General features: G+C 56.9%; 15 protein-coding genes. 4 read left to right on the top strand and 11 right to left on the bottom strand.

Features of this window, described 5'->3' with window-relative positions; all coding sequences use genetic code 11:
- Positions 1 to 128: 128 nt before the first annotated feature.
- The 11 genes from NV64_RS06040 to rpmH form a co-directional block, all read right to left on the bottom strand.
- A complete protein-coding gene (locus NV64_RS06040; RefSeq protein ID WP_101505533.1) occupies positions 129 to 689 on the bottom strand; it encodes a fimbrial protein in 561 nt (186 codons plus the stop codon).
- On the bottom strand, positions 682 to 1,314 hold the full coding sequence (locus NV64_RS06035) for a fimbrial protein (protein ID WP_146005456.1): 633 nt from the start codon (positions 1,312 to 1,314) through the stop codon (positions 682 to 684). Before NV64_RS06035 ends, NV64_RS06040 begins: the two co-directional genes overlap by 8 nt.
- Positions 1,315 to 1,352: 38 nt before the next feature.
- Positions 1,353 to 2,096, bottom strand: a complete 744-nt coding sequence (locus NV64_RS06030) for a fimbria/pilus periplasmic chaperone (RefSeq protein WP_101505532.1) — start codon at positions 2,094 to 2,096, stop codon at positions 1,353 to 1,355.
- 33 nt (positions 2,097 to 2,129) lie between these two features.
- Entirely contained in the window at positions 2,130 to 4,667 is a 2,538-nt protein-coding gene (locus NV64_RS06025; protein ID WP_101505531.1) for an outer membrane usher protein, read from the bottom strand.
- Between the two features lie 56 nt (positions 4,668 to 4,723).
- The gene (locus NV64_RS06020) at positions 4,724 to 5,269 is read right to left on the bottom strand and encodes a fimbrial protein (protein ID WP_056241021.1); all 546 of its coding nucleotides are present in this window, start codon (positions 5,267 to 5,269) and stop codon (positions 4,724 to 4,726) included.
- Between the two features lie 66 nt (positions 5,270 to 5,335).
- On the bottom strand, positions 5,336 to 5,869 hold the full coding sequence (locus tag NV64_RS06015) for a fimbrial protein (RefSeq protein ID WP_056241018.1): 534 nt from the start codon (positions 5,867 to 5,869) through the stop codon (positions 5,336 to 5,338).
- 610 nt (positions 5,870 to 6,479) lie between these two features.
- Positions 6,480 to 7,844 (bottom strand): tRNA uridine-5-carboxymethylaminomethyl(34) synthesis GTPase MnmE, encoded by a 1,365-nt coding sequence (gene mnmE, locus NV64_RS06010; RefSeq protein ID WP_056241217.1) that lies wholly within the window; start codon positions 7,842 to 7,844, stop codon positions 6,480 to 6,482.
- A gap of 113 nt (positions 7,845 to 7,957) precedes the next feature.
- Positions 7,958 to 9,604, bottom strand: a complete 1,647-nt coding sequence (yidC, locus tag NV64_RS06005) for a membrane protein insertase YidC (protein WP_056241017.1) — start codon at positions 9,602 to 9,604, stop codon at positions 7,958 to 7,960.
- Between the two features lie 11 nt (positions 9,605 to 9,615).
- A complete protein-coding gene (gene yidD / locus NV64_RS06000) occupies positions 9,616 to 9,864 on the bottom strand; it encodes a membrane protein insertion efficiency factor YidD (RefSeq protein WP_072166456.1) in 249 nt (82 codons plus the stop codon).
- On the bottom strand, positions 9,828 to 10,187 hold the full coding sequence (gene rnpA / locus NV64_RS05995) for a ribonuclease P protein component (protein WP_072166455.1): 360 nt from the start codon (positions 10,185 to 10,187) through the stop codon (positions 9,828 to 9,830). Before rnpA ends, yidD begins: the two co-directional genes overlap by 37 nt.
- A gap of 17 nt (positions 10,188 to 10,204) precedes the next feature.
- A complete protein-coding gene (gene rpmH, locus NV64_RS05990) occupies positions 10,205 to 10,345 on the bottom strand; it encodes a 50S ribosomal protein L34 (RefSeq protein WP_003023858.1) in 141 nt (46 codons plus the stop codon).
- A gap of 670 nt (positions 10,346 to 11,015) precedes the next feature.
- Between rpmH and dnaA the strand changes: the two genes are divergently transcribed.
- The 4 genes from dnaA (at position 11,016) to gyrB (ending at position 17,267) form a co-directional block, all read left to right on the top strand.
- The gene (dnaA, locus tag NV64_RS05985; RefSeq protein WP_101505530.1) at positions 11,016 to 12,407 is read left to right on the top strand and encodes a chromosomal replication initiator protein DnaA; all 1,392 of its coding nucleotides are present in this window, start codon (positions 11,016 to 11,018) and stop codon (positions 12,405 to 12,407) included.
- A gap of 2 nt (positions 12,408 to 12,409) precedes the next feature.
- The gene (dnaN, locus tag NV64_RS05980; protein WP_056241011.1) at positions 12,410 to 13,510 is read left to right on the top strand and encodes a DNA polymerase III subunit beta; all 1,101 of its coding nucleotides are present in this window, start codon (positions 12,410 to 12,412) and stop codon (positions 13,508 to 13,510) included.
- A gap of 245 nt (positions 13,511 to 13,755) precedes the next feature.
- The gene (recF, locus tag NV64_RS05975; protein WP_101505529.1) at positions 13,756 to 14,841 is read left to right on the top strand and encodes a DNA replication/repair protein RecF; all 1,086 of its coding nucleotides are present in this window, start codon (positions 13,756 to 13,758) and stop codon (positions 14,839 to 14,841) included.
- 17 nt (positions 14,842 to 14,858) lie between these two features.
- Positions 14,859 to 17,267, top strand: a complete 2,409-nt coding sequence (gene gyrB / locus NV64_RS05970; protein WP_056241005.1) for a DNA topoisomerase (ATP-hydrolyzing) subunit B — start codon at positions 14,859 to 14,861, stop codon at positions 17,265 to 17,267.
- Positions 17,268 to 17,387: the final 120 nt, after the last annotated feature.

Genomic DNA, 17,387 nt, shown 5'->3' with positions numbered 1-17,387 from the left:
GGGGCGCGGGATGCTGTCCGGCAGCCGGTTTGCGGACCTTGCTGTCGGATGATGGCAGGCTATTGAGAGGTGTGCTGTCCGCATAGCGTGATATGCGGACGGCTGCATTAGCGTTTACAGCAGGGCGTCTATTCGTACTCGGCAAGCAGCGTGGCGGTAGCGCTGAATGCACCGGGCTTAATCGCGCCTGCGGGATTTTTGATCGGCATTGCGGACATTATCCCGTCATCCTCAGCCGGGAGAGCCAGCGGCTTGTTAAGCTGCATCGGCTGGCCGCCCTTGTAAATAAGGATCCCCAGATTATCCATATCGGTTTGCAGTGTGGCATTGTTGGTGGCAAAAGAGGCGGGCGTGCCTTTGAGGGTGAGCTGTATTGTCTTACCCGTCATATCGCCCTTGCCGCAGTCGATTTTGTAGTAAAAAATCCGGGCATATTGTTTATCGTAGATTTTATCAATATTGATATTTTCGCCAAAATTGACTGCAATATCCCCGCCGTCCGGTGCTGTTACCTTACAGACGGGTGCAAGCACGGTGACCTTAATGGTTATGTCGGACTGGGCGGTCCCTGCCGCTGCGATACCGGTCCAGCCGGTGAGCAGACTCAGCATCAGTAGCATCGCGTGGTGAAGGCTGCCGCCCGCCGAACGTGGAGCGGGTGCGATTAACCCGGTTGTAAATTCAGTCATAAATCATCCTGAAATCGACGCTGGCGTGGTAAGCGCCCGCTTTTAGTGGGGCGGGCGTTCTGACGGGCGTAACCGTCCAGCTCAGTTGATCCTGGCCCGGTGAGAGCAACAGCGGTATTGCGCGCTGGTTAAGCGGCAGAAGCCGGCCGTGGCTGTCACTCAGCCGCAGTGCCAGGCCGCCCGTGCCCTTTACCTGCACGTACTCAGGGACATCCGCGTCGCTGTTGCCAGAAAAGTAAACCGAAACGGCGGGCTGCATACTGCTCCATGTCAGCGCGCCGGTGCGGGGATCGCGCACGGCAGAACGGCCACGTACGCACTCTTTCAGCATTAGCTTAAACGTGACCGGGGTGGCGCGATCGCCTGGATGCAGCAGCTTTGCACTGTCGGTGTTGCCGAGTTCGATGGTCTGATGCAGGCTTTCCATCTCCAGCCTGCAGGCGCTTTCCGTCAGCGATCCGTACACCTCGAGCGTGCCGCTCATCTCATCCTGAACCCGGGTCTCATCCGCCCGGACGGAGGCGATGTTAAGCCCGCCCGCCATCGCGGCCATCAGGGCCAGCGTTTGACATCCGGCGGCTCGCCTGCACGCCTGCAAAAAGAGTCCGCTTATCCTGTAATGCATCTCCCGTCTCCCTGTGGGTGCGGTGAAACAGAGTGGCCTTAGCTGCCTGATTTGCCCGTCTGGACGTGGCAGCTGTTACCGGTGCAGGTAAAGCTCAATGCCGGACGGCCGCCGTAATCATCGACAAAGGTCAGCACCGGGCTGCTACCCAGCTGGCTGGCTGAAACGTTCAGTTCGCCACTGCTTTTAGGCGCGACCATCAGCGGCCTGAAGTTATCCAGCCCCTTACCGTGGCTGCTGGCCGCACCGTCAATCAGCGTGATGTAGTAGCCGGTGGGGTTATTCACCACGTAGCGATCGCCCTGGCGGGTCAGCGTCAGCTGTTCCTGAGGGCGCGGCGCGTTTTGCTGCTGGCGCAGCGTGGCGGGGCGGTAAAACAGCTTGATGCGCGTCTGCAACGCAATCTGCAGCGTGTTGGCCTTTTCGCTCTTTGGTGGGATCTCGCGCAGATTAAAGTAGTAGAGGGTTTCACGATCCTGCGGCAGCGTACTGGCTGCCGGCAACGCCTGCAGCCTGACCTGACTCTTGCTGCCCGGTTCCACGCGCTGCAGTGGCGGCAGCACCGTTAACGGCGACGCGATTTTTTTGCCCTGCGCATCTTCAATCCACGCCTGCGCCAGGTAAGGCAGCTTCGGGTTCTGATTACTGATGCTCAGGCTGACCGACTTCGCGTTGCCGTCAAACACCACACGGGTTCGGTCCAGAGCAATGGCGGCTGTTGCCTGTTGGGCGGCCAGCGCGCTGGTGAAGATCGCCAGCGCTACGATTTTTTTGGTAAACATGGAAACTCCGTTACTGATTAATATGTTAAGTGCTTAATTTTTATCTGGTGCGTCTGCACCTGCGGCGGGCAGATGGCAGGGTAGCAGCAGCATCTGGCTGAGCATGTCTTCTGGCAGGGGATCGGGGAGGCGTATTTCGCACTGCGTTTTGCCCTCCCAGCGTACCAGCATGGTTTCACCCGCTTTGATTCCACTCAGGTAAGCGCTGCCGCCGTCGTTAACCAGCCCGATATCCTGCCGGCGGGCGTTGACTACCGTGGCACCAAACGGCGGCGTGCTGCCGTCTGGCAGCTTGATGGTCGCCATCGCTTTGGCACCGGAAATCACGTTGAACTGGCGATAGCCAATCGCGCCTTCGGTCAGCGTGGCCTGCACCACAGAGGTCAGCGCTTCGGCGTTGTCGCCCAACTGGTCGAGATCGATGCGTGCGCTGTTGCGGTAATAGCTGCTGACGTCAGCCACTACCGCCTTCCCGAAGTAATTGGTGTGCACGTTGCTGCCGTAGCCCTGCACCGGGATGTCGCTCACGCCGTCGGTATCCACCAGCAGTCGGGTGCCACCCGTAATGTTGTTGCGGTGCAGCGCACCACCTCTGGCGGTGAGCGTCATGCCGCCCTGGGCCGTCAGCCCCAGGGCGGTGTAATCGTCCTGGTTATAACTGGCGTTAGCGCTGACGTGGGCGATATCGCCGTCGTGATTCCAGAAGCCACTCAGACGCGTGCCGCGACGTGCGTTACCGGCACTCAGCGAGTAGTTATCGTTGCGGTTCAGCCGGTCGTTCCAGGTCAGATTCTGGCTGTTGTCCTTACCAGCAAGGTTCATGTTGTAGCCAATGGTGCTGCTATCACCCCATGGAATGGAGAGCGAAAGATACATGCCGTCATCATTGCGCTGGTTATAGCGGTTGCGGTAAGCCGAAAGTGACAGGCTGACCGAGCGCAGATTCCACAGGTCGAAGTAGCGTGACAGCATCAGGTTGTAACGATCGTTAGCCGGCCTGTCCCAGTAAGTCTGATGCGTCCAGGTGAAGTACGACGACAGTCCGAGGTCGCGGAACTGCTTATTCAGCGTGATGGTGTACATCTGCTTGCCCTTACCGCGACGCTCACCACCGCTTTTCACGTCAAGGTACTCTGACATGCTCATATAGTCCTCCTGCGAGAAGCGGTAGCCGGCAAAGGTGATCTGGCTGTCATACTCGTCGAAGGTTTTCGCGTAGCTCAGGCGGTAGGAGCCCCCGCTCAGCGTCTTACCCTGATGCGGTAGCTGTGCCCATGACTGGGTGGCATCCAGCGACAGGGCGCCAAGGAACAGCAGGTCACGGCCAACGCCCAGCGACAGCGCGTGATATTTTCCGCCGCTGATACCGCTGCCATAAAGTGACCAGCCGTTGCTGACCCCCCAGGTAAACTCACCGGCACCAAACATCGGCCCGTTAGTACGGTGTTTCCAGTCTGAGGGTTTACCGCTGGCGACGCTGTAGCGGATAGTGCCCGGGCGAGCCAGATAGGGAATGCTCGCCGTATTGACGGTAAATGCCTGCACGCTGCCATCCTGCTCTTCCACGCGCACGTCCAGCTGGCCGGTGACCGCATCGCTCAAATCCTGAATACGAAACGGACCCGCCGCGACCTGGGATTCATACAGCACTCTGCCCTGCTGGCTGATGACCACTTTGGCATTGGTTCGCGCCACCCCGGTGACTTCAGGTGCGTAGCCGCGTAAATTCGGCGGCAACATATTGTCATCAGAACGCAGGCTGGCGCCGGTGTAACGGAAGCTGTCAATCAACCGCATATCAAGGTAATCCTCTCCCAGCGTCAGCTTTGACCGCAGCGAGGTCAGCGCACGCCAGGCGTAATAGCGGCTCCAGTCAAACGAGTGGTTTGATGAGGCGTTTGCCAGACCGCTCTGGCGATCGGCGCGGCCCTGCCAGTCGGCACGCAGACGCCAGGCCCCGAGGTTGGCACCCAGCGTACCGTTGCCGCTGATGTTAAGCTGACGGCTACCGTGGTGCTGTCTTTGTTGCTGAACGTTAAGGTTATAATCAAGCAGCAGGCCGGGAATGCCGTTGTCCCAGCTGGAAGGGGGATCCCAGTCGTCACTGGCATATTCCAGCCACGCCTGCGGAATACTGATATAGAGTGATGAGGTGGCGAGATCGCCGTTCACCTGCAGTCCTTTCAGGCTGTCTGGCTCAAGACATTGATTCTTCATCCATTTAAGATTTTTTATCACGCCTTCTTTCAGGCCGAACTTTCTGACCAGTTCAGGCGTCAGGCAGGCAACGCTCGATTTGTCATCCTGGCTGTTGGCCATAAAGGTCACCGGCATTTCTGCCAGGCTGGTTTTGTTAACCTGTACCGACATGGTGTAATCGCCGGGCATAATATAGCCCTTACGCGAGAACTGACTCAGATCAACATTTTTACGGTCGTTAATATCCAGAACGTCCATGTTGAACTGAATGTCGTCACTGGCGATTAAGTACCCTGGGAAAGACAGCGCCAGCGCAATGAAGGCGGCTAATATATTTTTCCGCTTCAGCTTCCTTGCTGATAATTGTTTCATCATGAACCTGTTTTTTGTTTTTTGGTATGAAACGTCACGGGTTGAAGTCTGGACAGTTAAAAATAATCCAGTCTGAAACGGATAGTGGCAAAATAATCACCGGCAATTAACGGTTGCTGATTTCTTACAGGCGTCAGGAAATAGCGCAACTGCATTTGATCAGGTGAAACAGTTTGTACAGGAAGTGCTTTGCCGGTGGTGGCAATGTTTCCGGCATCATCGCCTATCTGCAGCGCCACGCCTGAGGCTGTTCCCTGCAGTGTAAAGAGTGAGCCGCGACCACTCCCCTCAAAAGTTGTCTGAAATCCCTTCAGCTGCCTCTGACGGGCATCCGTGTGATCCAGCATGCAATGGATTAAATGAATCGTAAAACGCTGTGGGGTACCTCTTCCCAGGCTGGCCAGAGAGGAAACGGGCAGCGTACCAAGGCTGATACTCTGCTGCAGGTCTTTCATGGCAATGGTACAGGCGCTGTTAATAATTGTGCCCTGCATATTCACCGTTCCCTCTTCCTGCTGGGTAGCCATGGCCAGAGGGCAAAGTGACCAGACCGCCAGCATGAGTGGTGCAATACAGAAAGTGTTGCTCAAGATGAAAGACATAACCGCGTCCTGTGACAGTATCAACGTGCGGGTTGTGGCCGCACGTTGTAATTCAACGGCTAAAACTTATTCGTAAGCCATCTGGAAGTTGGCAACAGCGGTGAAATCGCCTGGGGTGATACTGGGTGATGAAGATTTGGTCGCCTGAACATAGGCTTTGAAATTCAGCGTCTGGTCACCGGCCAGCTTAACTGACTGACTGGCGCTGCCGAGGTTAAGTTTTGTTCCGGACTGATCTTCGAACATGATACCGGCATCAGAAGAGTTGCCGGTTAAGGCCAGCATTTTACTGTCTTCTGCAGCCGCGTTACCCGTGAAGGTGACCGTCACGTTATTTTTCTTGGCCGTTTCGCCAAACTCACAGTTTTCCAGTTTGATGTTGATGTCAACCGGCGTTGAATGCTTGCCTGTTTTCAGCATCGCATTGGAGATGGCACCCAGCTGAATATCTTGTTTTAGTGACTCATTGGCGATAGAGCAGGGAGCATCAATAATAGAGCCGCTGAATGAGATCTGGCCACCGCCCTGGTTGGCTGCCTGTGCCATGGAGAGAGAGCCAAAAGTCATGGCCGCGGCCAGCATGATTTTATTCAGTTTCATTTAAAATGTATCCTTACGGTGATGTGTTAAGTCTGTTCAGAAAAATGCGCCCAGGGGTAATAACTGCCAGAGATTACTCAGTTATTTACCCAGGGATTCCCCTGAAAAAGTCAATTCATATTGAACGGGATAGAAACAGTGAGTGGACAATATAAAATCAAGGTGGTTGATTTTTATATTGGTGTTTGGCTCTCAACTATCCCGCAGCGTAGTTAATGAGCCAACGCGCTGAATTCTTACACGATCCGGTTTCTATTACAAGACTCAATACTTAACGTCCGGGCGTCTTTATTATACTTCGATATTAGTATTAAATTTTAAGGGGTTTATTTTTATATAATATCGCAGTAATGATTATATTTTTTTGTGGCAGATTAAAATATCGCAAAATACGCCACCTGGCTTTAATCATCCACAAATCGGGCTATTCCCTCAGATGATCTGGCACTGATGGTTTACTGCATCACGGGTGAGGATATCAGAGGAAGGATCGCCGCTGAGTAAGGCGTTCGCAAAGGTCACCAGGCTGCCCACGTTACTGGCGCTTCCTGTCTTAAGCGGGGAACCGCCTGTGCGCCTGTGCGGCAGAGCACAGGCGCAGGAAGGAGGATTATTTGCCGATGCAGAAGCTGGAGAAGATGCGCCCGAGCAGATCGTCAGAGGTAAATTCCCCGGTGATTTCGCTCAGCGCCAGCTGGGCGACCCGCAGCTCTTCCGCCAGCAGTTCGCCGGCACGGGCACCCAGCAGCTGATCTTTGCCCTGCAGTAAGTGAGTGGCCGCTAACTCCAGCGCCTGCAGGTGGCGACGACGGGCGAGGAAGCCGCCTTCCATATTACCGGAGAAGCCCATGCTCTCCTTAAGGTGGCTGCGAAGCACCTCAACGCCGTCGCCGGTGCGGGCCGACAGGCGAATCAGTGAGTGACCATTTACTTCACTCAGCCCCAGCGCTTCGCCGGTGCTGTCGGCCTTATTGCGCACCACGGTGATCGGCAGGCTGTCCGGCAGGCGGGCGATAAAGTCCGGCCAGATCTCCGCCGGCCCGGTGGCCGCCGTGGTGGTGCCGTCCACCATAAACAGCACGCGATCCGCCTGTTCGATCTCGTTCCAGGCGCGTTCAATGCCGATACGTTCCACTTCGTCACTGGCGTCACGCAGCCCGGCGGTGTCGATAATATGCAGCGGCATGCCGTCGATATGAATATGCTCGCGCAGCACGTCGCGGGTGGTGCCGGCAATGTCGGTAACGATGGCGGCTTCACGACCGGCCAGCGCGTTGAGCAGGCTGGATTTGCCGGCGTTCGGTCGCCCGGCGATCACCACCTTCATCCCTTCACGCAGCAGGCTGCCCTGGCGTGCTTCGGCGCGCACGCCGTCAAGTTCACCGATCACCGCATTCAGCTGCGCTTCTATTTTACCGTCGGAGAGGAAGTCGATCTCCTCATCCGGGAAATCAATAGCCGCTTCCACGTAGATGCGCAGGTGAGTAAGTGCTTCCACCAGACCGTTGACCCGCTGCGAAAATACCCCCTGTAGCGAGTTAACGGCTGAGCGTGCCGCCTGTTCGGAACTGGCGTCAATCAGGTCGGCAATGGCTTCCGCCTGCGCCAGGTCCAGTTTGTCGTTAAGAAATGCGCGCTCAGAGAATTCGCCAGGGTTGGCAATGCGCAGCCCCGGCAGCGCCACGATGCGCTTCAACAGCAGGTCGAGGATCACCGGGCCGCCGTGCCCCTGTAGCTCCAGCACGTCTTCACCGGTAAAGGAGTTGGGACCGGGGAACCACAGCGCAATTCCCTGGTCGAGCACGCTGCCGTCGGCGTCACGGAACGGCAGGTAGTCGGCGTAGCGCGGCTTCGGCAGCTTGCCCAGCAGCAGCTGTGCCACCTCTGCGGCCTTCTGACCGGAAATACGCAAAATACCGACGCCGCCGCGGCCTGGCGGCGTCGCCTGGGCGACGATTGTATCGCTGTGGCTCATGTTGAATTCTCTTTCGGATGCAAAAAAAAAGGCGGTCATAATGACCGCCTTATTGTACTCACTGTGCCTGTCCGGGTCGATGCTGACCGTTTACGCCGGCAGGTAACAGCGAATTACGCCTTCTTCTTGTCGCGGCTGTGCAGACCGCGTTTTTCCAGCCCGCGGTAGATCAGCTGCTGCTGCAGAATGGTCACCAGGTTGCTGACGATGTAGTACAGCACCAGGCCAGACGGGAACCACAGGAAGAACACGGTGAAGATCACCGGCATAAAGGTCATGATCTTCTGCTGCATCGGATCGGTGACGGTGGTCGGCGACATCTTCTGAATGAAGAACATCGTGATACCCATCAGGATCGGCAGGATGTAGTACGGGTCCTGTGCAGAGAGGTCATGGATCCACAGCGCGAACGGCGCGTGACGCAGTTCCACCGAACCCATCAGCATGTAGTAGAGGGCCAGGAAGATTGGCATCTGGATAACCAGCGGCAGGCAGCCGCCCAGCGGGTTAACCTTCTCGCTCTTGTACAGCGCCATCATCTCCTGACTCATGCGCTGTTTATCGTCGCCTAAACGCTCACGCATCGCCTGAATTTTCGGCTGCAGCATGCGCATTTTCGCCATCGAGGTGTACTGCGCCTTCGTCAGCGGGTACATGATACCGCGCACGATAAAGGTGATAACGATAATCGAGAAGCCCCAGTTGCCGATAAAGCTCTGCAGGAACTTCAGCAGCTTAAACAGCGGCTGGGAGATAAACCACAGCCAGCCGTAATCCACGGTCAGATCCAGGTGTGGTGCCACAGCAGCCATTTTGTCCTGAATTTCCGGGCCCACCCACAGGGTGGCTTTCAGCTCCTGCTGAGAACCCGCCGCGATGGTCACCGGTGCAGATTTATAGCCGATCGCCGCAATGCCGTTACCAAGGTTGCTGGTGTAAAGGGTGTTGGCACCGGCAGTCTGCGGTACCCAGGCGGTCGCGAAGTACTGCTGCAGCATCGCCACCCAACCGTTGTTGGTGGTGGTGCTCAGGTTTTCGTTGTCGCTGATTTTGTCGAACTTGTACTTCTCGTAGTTGGTCTCACTGCTGGAGTAAGCCGCGCCACGGAAGGTGTGCAACGCAAAGTTGTTGCTGCCGGTATCGCGATGCTTAGGCAGGTCGATAGTCTGCTTCAGCTGACCAAACATCGACACTTCCAGCGGCTGCTGGCTGGCGTTATTGATCTGATAGTCGACGCTGATGGCATATTCGCCACGCTTCAGCACGAAGGTTTTGGTGTAAACCGCGCCGTTTTCAGCGGTAAAGGTCAACGGAATACGCAGTTCGCTCTGGCCATCGGCCAGCGTGAAGCTTTCCTGCGCGCTGGTGTACAGCGGGCGGGCACCGTTAGCCGGGTTGTCCGGGCCGTTACGACCGGTCAGGCCGCTCTGCGCCTGATACTGGAAGGCCGGGGTGTTTTCCAGCAGCAGGAACGGCTGGTCAGAACCCAGGGTATCCGGGTAGGTCAGCAGCTGCGCCTGTTCGATATCGCCACCGCGGGTATTGATATGCAGTGACAGGACATCTGTCTTCACGGTAATAGTTTTGCCCTGGCCGCTGGCGGGTACTGCCTGGCTGGCGGTATCACCCGCTGCACTGGTCGTGTTCTGGGTAGTCTGGGTCTGCAGTGGCTGCGGAGCGTGGTCCGTCTGCCAGGCTTGCCAGATCATGAAGGACACGAACAGAAAAGCGATGAGGAAAAGATTGCGTTGCGAATCCATCGTTAATGTTCTCAGTTATCGTCGGTTTTCGGCGGCACCGGGTCGTCGCCACCCGCATGAAGAGGGTGGCATTTTAATATGCGTTTCATCGTCAACCAACTGCCTTTTAACACCCCAAACCGTCGCAATGCTTCAATGCCGTATTGCGAACAGGTGGGGTGAAAACGGCAGTGGGGGCCTAACAGCGGGCTGATTACGCGTTGGTAAACGCGAATCAGCCCGATCAGGAGCCGCGAGCCAGGCGACAATGACGACGCCATAGTTTCTCCAACGCTTCCGTCAACGCATGGTTATCCAGGTCGGCCACTCCTTTTTTCGCCACGATGACAAAATCCATGGCGGGGAGTTCGTGTTGACGCAGACGAAAGCTTTCGCGGGTCAATCGCTTGATCCGGTTACGTTCATGCGCGCGTTTCACGTGTTTTTTGGCGACGGTAAGACCGATGCGGGGATGCCCCAGCTGGTTCAGGCGGCCGAGAATGGTGATTTGCGGCGTGCCAGCCCGTTGTGGCTGCTGGAAGACGAAAGTGAAATGAGTGGGAGTTAACAAACGTAACTCCCTGGGAAATGCGAGCTTAACCACTCAGCGGTTAGCTTTTGTTACTTAGAAACGGTCAGACGAGAACGGCCTTTAGCACGACGACGTGCCAGAACCTGACGACCATTTTTATTTGCCATACGAGCACGGAAACCGTGTGAACGGTTGCGCTTCAGTACGGACGGTTGAAAAGTGCGTTTCATGGCGATTTCTACCTAAACTTGAAAAATTTCACTTGGTGACGCGTTAACCGGTCCGAAAACTGACCCGACGCCTCAGTGTGTCTTTAATAAAGAGGCGGGATTGTAATAATTGTACAGTCCGGAGTCAATTTACTTCGCGCAAAAGCACGTCATGATTGCCCGTAGTGGCTCGCAAAACTATCCAAAAAGGGCAAGGCGCAACATACCGGGGCAAGAATTATACGGCCTCCGCTACAAAGCGCAAGGATCGTGCAGGATCTTCCGGCGATCCGTTGCCGGTGCCACTGCCGCAATAGCGTGACGGCAGCCGAATTTTTTCCGCAATTACCACGATCGCTCCCCCCTTTTGTCACAGGTAGCGTAAACTTATCCCCGCCGTAACAGCCTGTGGATAAATTGGATCAAAACTGTGTAGAAAGTGAAGATCTCTGCGGCGCTTTGCGCTATGATCCGCCCTTCCGCTAACGATCCTCCAGGACGTCACCCCGCGATCCCCATGTACAGGGGTGGGTGCAGGCCCCTTTCACTGGAACAGCAGCTTCAGCCTTGAAGGGTGTAGCGGAGTAACCGCATATAGCGGTTCGCATGCGACTCATCAGCATGCGTCAACAATGATGAAATTATCGCTTCAGTGTTTTTTCTTATCGAATTTTTTCGAGTGGAGTCCGCCGTGTCACTAACGCTCTGGCAACAGTGCCTTGCCCGCTTGCAGGATGAGCTCCCTGCCACAGAATTCAGCATGTGGATACGCCCACTGCAGGCCGAACTGAACGACAACACGCTGGCCTTATATGCCCCAAACCGTTTTGTGCTTGACTGGGTTCGGGATAAATACCTGAACAACATCAACGGTCTGCTTAACGAGTTTTGTGGCGCTAACGTGCCCTTACTGCGTTTCGAAGTCGGCAGTAAGCCGGTCGTCCAGCCCGCTGCCCAGCGGGTGCTGGCCAGTGCGCAGAGCAGCGCACCGCTGCAGGGTCACCGCCCGGCGCCGGCACGCCCAAGCTGGGACAGCATGCCTGCCCCGGCGGAGCTGTCGTACCGCTCGAACGTTAACACCAAACATAACTTCGACAACTTCGTTGAGGGTAAATCGAACCAGCTGGCGCGCGCGGCGGCGCGCCAGGTGGCTGATAATCCGGGCGGCGCGTATAACCCACTGTTCCTTTACGGCGGCACCGGCCTCGGTAAAACCCACCTGCTGCATGCGGTGGGCAACGGCATTATGGCGCGTAAGCCGAATGCCAAAGTGGTCTATATGCACTCCGAGCGTTTTGTGCAGGATATGGTGAAGGCGCTGCAGAACAACGCGATTGAAGAGTTCAAACGCTACTACCGTTCGGTGGATGCATTGCTGATCGATGACATTCAGTTCTTTGCCAATAAAGAGCGCTCGCAGGAGGAGTTTTTCCACACCTTCAACGCGCTGTTAGAGGGCAATCAGCAGATCATTCTGACCTCCGATCGCTATCCGAAAGAGATCAACGGGGTGGAAGATCGTCTGAAGTCGCGCTTTGGCTGGGGGCTGACCGTAGCGATCGAACCGCCGGAGCTGGAAACCCGCGTGGCGATCCTGATGAAAAAGGCCGATGAGAACGACATTCGTCTGCCGGGCGAAGTGGCCTTCTTTATTGCTAAACGCCTGCGATCCAACGTGCGTGAGCTGGAAGGGGCACTGAACCGGGTGATTGCCAACGCCAACTTTACCGGCCGTGCGATCACCATCGATTTCGTGCGCGAGGCGCTGCGCGATCTGCTGGCGCTGCAGGAGAAACTGGTGACCATCGACAATATTCAGAAGACCGTGGCTGAATATTATAAAATTAAGGTGGCTGACCTGCTCTCCAAACGCCGCTCGCGTTCCGTGGCCCGCCCGCGTCAGATGGCGATGGCGATGGCGAAAGAGCTGACCAACCACAGCCTGCCGGAAATCGGTGATGCTTTCGGGGGTCGTGACCATACCACCGTGCTGCATGCCTGCCGTAAAATTGAGCAGCTGCGCGAAGAGAGTCATGACATTAAAGAAGATTTCTCAAATCTAATCAGAACATTATCTTCCTGACTATGAAATTTATTGTAGAACGTGAGCAGTTACTCAAACCCTTACAACAGGTCAGCAGCCCGCTGGGCGGACGCCCGACTCTGCCGATCCTCGGTAACCTGCTGCTGCAGGTGAATGACGGCACGCTGCTGTTAACCGGGACCGACCTGGAAATGGAAATGGTCGCCCGCGTGGCACTGACCCAGGATCACCAGCCAGGTGCCACCACGGTGCCGGCGCGTAAGTTCTTTGATATTTGTCGCGGCCTGCCGGAAGGCGCCGAGATCACGGTGATGCTGGATGGCGAAAGAATGCTGGTGCGCTCCGGCCGCAGCCGCTTCTCGCTCTCCACCCTGCCCGCCAGCGACTTCCCGAACCTGGATGACTGGCAGAGTGAGGTCGAATTCACCCTGCCGCAGGCGACCCTTAAGCGGCTGATCGAAGCGACGCAGTTCTCAATGGCCCATCAGGACGTGCGCTACTACCTGAACGGCATGCTGTTCGAAACCGAAGGGGAAGAGCTGCGTACCGTAGCCACCGACGGCCACCGTCTGGCGGTGTGCTCAATGCCGGTGGGGCAGCCGCTGCCGAACCATTCGGTGATCGTGCCGCGTAAAGGGGTGATTGAGCTGGTGCGCCTGCTGGACGGCGGCGACACGCCGCTGCAGGTGCAGATCGGCAGCAACAATATCCGCGCCCACGTCGGTGACTTTATCTTTACCTCGAAGCTGGTTGACGGCCGTTTCCCGGATTATCGCCGCGTATTGCCGAAAAATCCGGATAAAACCCTCGATGCCAGCTGCGACCTGCTTAAGCAGGCCTTCTCGCGTGCCGCAATCCTCTCTAACGAGAAGTTCCGCGGCGTACGCCTCTATATCAGCGAAAATCAGCTGAAAATTACCGCCAACAACCCGGAGCAGGAAGAAGCGGAAGAGATGCTGGACGTCACCTACGGCGGCACCGATCTGGAAATCGGCTTTAACGTCAGCTACGTGCTGGACGTGCTCAACGCGCTGAAGTGCGAAAACGTGCGCCTGCTGCTGACCGATTCGGTCTCCAGCGTGCAGATTGAGGATGCAGCCAGCCAGTCGGCGGCCTATGTTGTCATGCCGATGCGCTTATAAGCGGCCTGGCCTGCCATTTTCGTCCGGGCAGCGCTCAAACACCTTACGTAGCTGGGTACGCTATGGGTTTTGCGCGCTGGCCCTACGCAAACAGGCTGCGATAGCGATGGCCGGGTTCGGTGTGATAGAGAAATAAACGGCCAGTGCGTTTAAAATACACGACATTGATTTGCTGTAGCTTTGATTTTCCTACGCATTAACGCCGGCCGGTCAACACCTTTACTCTCTGCGGAATCACTGCATTTATGGCTTTAACCCGCCTTCTGATCAAAGACTTCCGTAATATCGAACATGCGGACCTGGCACTGGCACCGGGATTTAATTTTCTGGTCGGCCCCAACGGCAGCGGCAAAACCAGCGTGCTGGAAGCTGTCTACACCCTCGGGCACGGCCGGGCGTTTCGCAGCCTGCAGGCCGGGCGGGTGATCCGCCACGAGCAGGAAGCCTTTGTGCTGCACGGGCGCATTGCCGGCGCGGAGCGTGAGGTATCGGTCGGGCTGACCAAAAATCGTAACGGTGACAGCAAGGTGCGCATTGATGGCAGCGACGGCCACAAGGTGGCGGAGCTGGCGCAGATGCTGCCGATGCAGCTGATCACGCCGGAAGGTTTCACCCTGCTCAACGGCGGGCCAAAATACCGGCGTGCCTATATCGACTGGGGCTGTTTTCACAACGAACCGGGCTTTTTCACCGCCTGGAGCAACCTGAAGCGCCTGCTGAAGCAGCGCAACGCCGCGCTGCGCCAGGTGTCGCGCTATCAGCAGATCCAGGCCTGGGATCGCGAGCTGGCCCCGCTGGCGGAGCAGATAAGCGCCTGGCGTGCGGCCTACGGCGAAGCGATCGCCGCGGATATTAACGCCACCTGCGCGCAGTTTCTGCCCGAGTTTCAGCTGAGCTTCTCCTTTCAGCGCGGCTGGGACAAAGAGACCGGTTACGCCGACCTGCTGGAACGCAGCTTTGAGCGCGATCGGGCGCTGACCTACACCGCCAGCGGCCCGCACAAGGCCGACTTCCGCATCCGCGCCGAGGGCACGCCGGTGGAAGATCTGCTGTCGCGCGGCCAGCTTAAGCTGCTGATGTGCGCACTGCGGCTGGCACAGGGTGAGTTTCTCACCCGACAGAACGGGCAACGTTGCCTGTATCTGATAGATGATTTTGCCTCTGAGCTGGATGAAACCCGTCGCCACCTGCTGGCGTCGCGGCTGAAGGCCACTCGGGCCCAGGTTTTCGTCAGCGCTATCGCGCCTGAACAGGTGTTCGATATGACTGACGAAAAGGGCAAGATGTTCCACGTGGAACAGGGTAAAATAGCGGTTCAACCTGAAGATTAAACGAGCGAGAAAAGTTGATGTCGAATTCTTATGACTCCTCCAGTATCAAAGTTCTCAAGGGGCTGGATGCGGTACGCAAGCGCCCGGGTATGTATATCGGCGATACGGATGACGGCACCGGTCTGCATCACATGGTATTCGAGGTCGTGGATAACGCCATTGACGAAGCACTCGCCGGTCACTGCTCTGATATTCTTGTTACCATTCATGCGGATAACTCTGTCTCCGTCATCGATGACGGCCGTGGTATTCCAACCGGTATTCACCCGGAAGAGGGTATCTCTGCCGCTGAAGTGATCATGACCGTGCTGCACGCCGGCGGTAAGTTCGACGACAACTCGTATAAAGTGTCCGGCGGCCTGCACGGCGTGGGCGTCTCGGTGGTGAATGCCCTGTCTGAAAAGCTGGAGCTGACCATCCGTCGTGAAGGCAAAGTGCACCAGCAGGTCTACGTTCACGGTGTGCCGCAGGCCCCGCTGAGCGTGACTGGTGAAACCGACCTGACCGGTACCCGCGTGCGCTTCTGGCCAAGCCATCAGACCTTTACCAACGTCACCGATTTCGAATATGAGATCCTGGCCAAGCGTCTGCGTGAGCTGTCGTTCCTGAACTCCGGCGTGTCGATCAAGCTGGAAGATAAGCGCGATGGTAAAACCGACCACTACCACTATGAAGGTGGTATCAAGGCGTTTGTTGAGTATCTGAACAAAAACAAAACCCCGATCCACCCGAATGTGTTCTATTTCTCTACAGAGAAAGACGGCATTGGTGTGGAAGTGGCGCTGCAGTGGAACGACGGCTTCCAGGAAAACATCTACTGCTTTACCAACAACATCCCGCAGCGCGACGGCGGTACCCACCTGGTCGGTTTCCGCACCGCGATGACCCGTACCCTGAACGCCTATATGGATAAAGAGGGTTACAGCAAGAAGGCCAAGGTTAGCGCCACCGGTGACGATGCGCGTGAAGGCCTGATTGCCGTGGTGTCGGTGAAGGTACCGGATCCGAAGTTCTCCTCACAGACCAAAGACAAGCTGGTCTCCTCTGAGGTGAAATCGGCGGTTGAGCAGCAGATGAACGAACTGCTGGCTGAATACCTGCTGGAAAATCCGGGCGATGCTAAAATCGTGGTCGGCAAAATCATTGATGCGGCCCGCGCCCGTGAAGCCGCGCGCCGCGCCCGCGAAATGACCCGCCGTAAAGGCGCGCTGGATCTCGCCGGCCTGCCGGGCAAGCTGGCGGACTGCCAGGAGCGCGATCCGGCGCTGTCTGAAATCTACCTGGTGGAGGGTGACTCTGCGGGCGGTTCTGCCAAGCAGGGACGTAACCGTAAAAACCAGGCGATTCTGCCGCTGAAGGGTAAGATCCTTAACGTTGAGAAGGCGCGCTTCGATAAGATGCTTGCCTCGCAGGAAGTGGCCACGCTGATCACCGCGCTGGGCTGCGGCATCGGTCGTGACGAGTACAACCCGGACAAGCTGCGCTACCACAGCATCATCATCATGACCGATGCGGACGTCGACGGCTCGCACATCCGTACCCTGCTGCTGACCTTCTTCTACCGCCAGATGCCGGAAATCATCGAGCGTGGCCACGTCTACATCGCGCAGCCGCCGCTGTTTAAGGTGAAGAAGGGCAAACAGGAGCAGTACATCAAGGATATGGACGCGATGGACGAGTATCAGATCGCCATCGCCCTCGACGGTGCCTCCCTGCACGCTAACGCCAGCGCCCCGGCGCTGGGCGGCGCGCCGCTGGAGAGCCTGGTGGCCGAGTTCAACAGCACGCGTAAGATGATTAAGCGTATGGAGCGTCGCTATCCGTCTGCGCTGCTGAACGCGCTGATCTACAATCCGACCCTCGGCGATCTGGCGGCACAGGCCCCGGTGCAGAGCTGGTTAGACGGCCTGGTCGCTTACCTGAACGACAACGATCAGCACGGCAGCAGCTATGCCGGCGTGGTGCGCGAGAACCGCGAACTGCATATTTTTGAACCGGTGCTGCGCGTGCGTACCCACGGCGTCGACACCGACTACCCGCTGGACAACGAGTTCGTGCTGGGCGGCGAATACCGTAAGATCTGCGCGCTGGGCGAGAAGCTGCGTGGCCTGATCGAGGAAGACGCCTTTATTGAGCGCGGCGAGCGCCGTCAGCCGATTGCCAGCTTCGAGCAGGCGATCGACTGGCTGAGCAAAGAGTCACGCCGTGGCCTGACCATTCAGCGCTATAAAGGGCTGGGTGAGATGAACCCGGACCAGCTGTGGGAAACCACCATGGATCCGGACAGCCGCCGCATGCTGCGCGTGACCGTGAAGGATGCGATTGCCGCTGACCAGCTGTTCACCACCCTGATGGGTGATGCGGTAGAACCGCGCCGCGCCTTTATCGAAGAGAATGCGCTGCGCGCGGCCAATATCGATATCTAAGCGCTAACCCGCTGTTGTTGATAATAAAAAAGCAGATCTTCGGATCTGCTTTTTTTTCGTCTCGCTTTTCCTTCATGTTAAGCGCATCGACATATTCAGATAACGTGTCGAAAAAATGCG

The sequence above is a fragment of the Erwinia sp. B116 genome (assembly GCF_002865965.1).
GTDB lineage: Bacteria > Pseudomonadota > Gammaproteobacteria > Enterobacterales > Enterobacteriaceae > Erwinia.
Note: the sequence above shows the minus strand (reverse complement) of the source record. Positions and strands in the feature narration are given on the sequence as shown.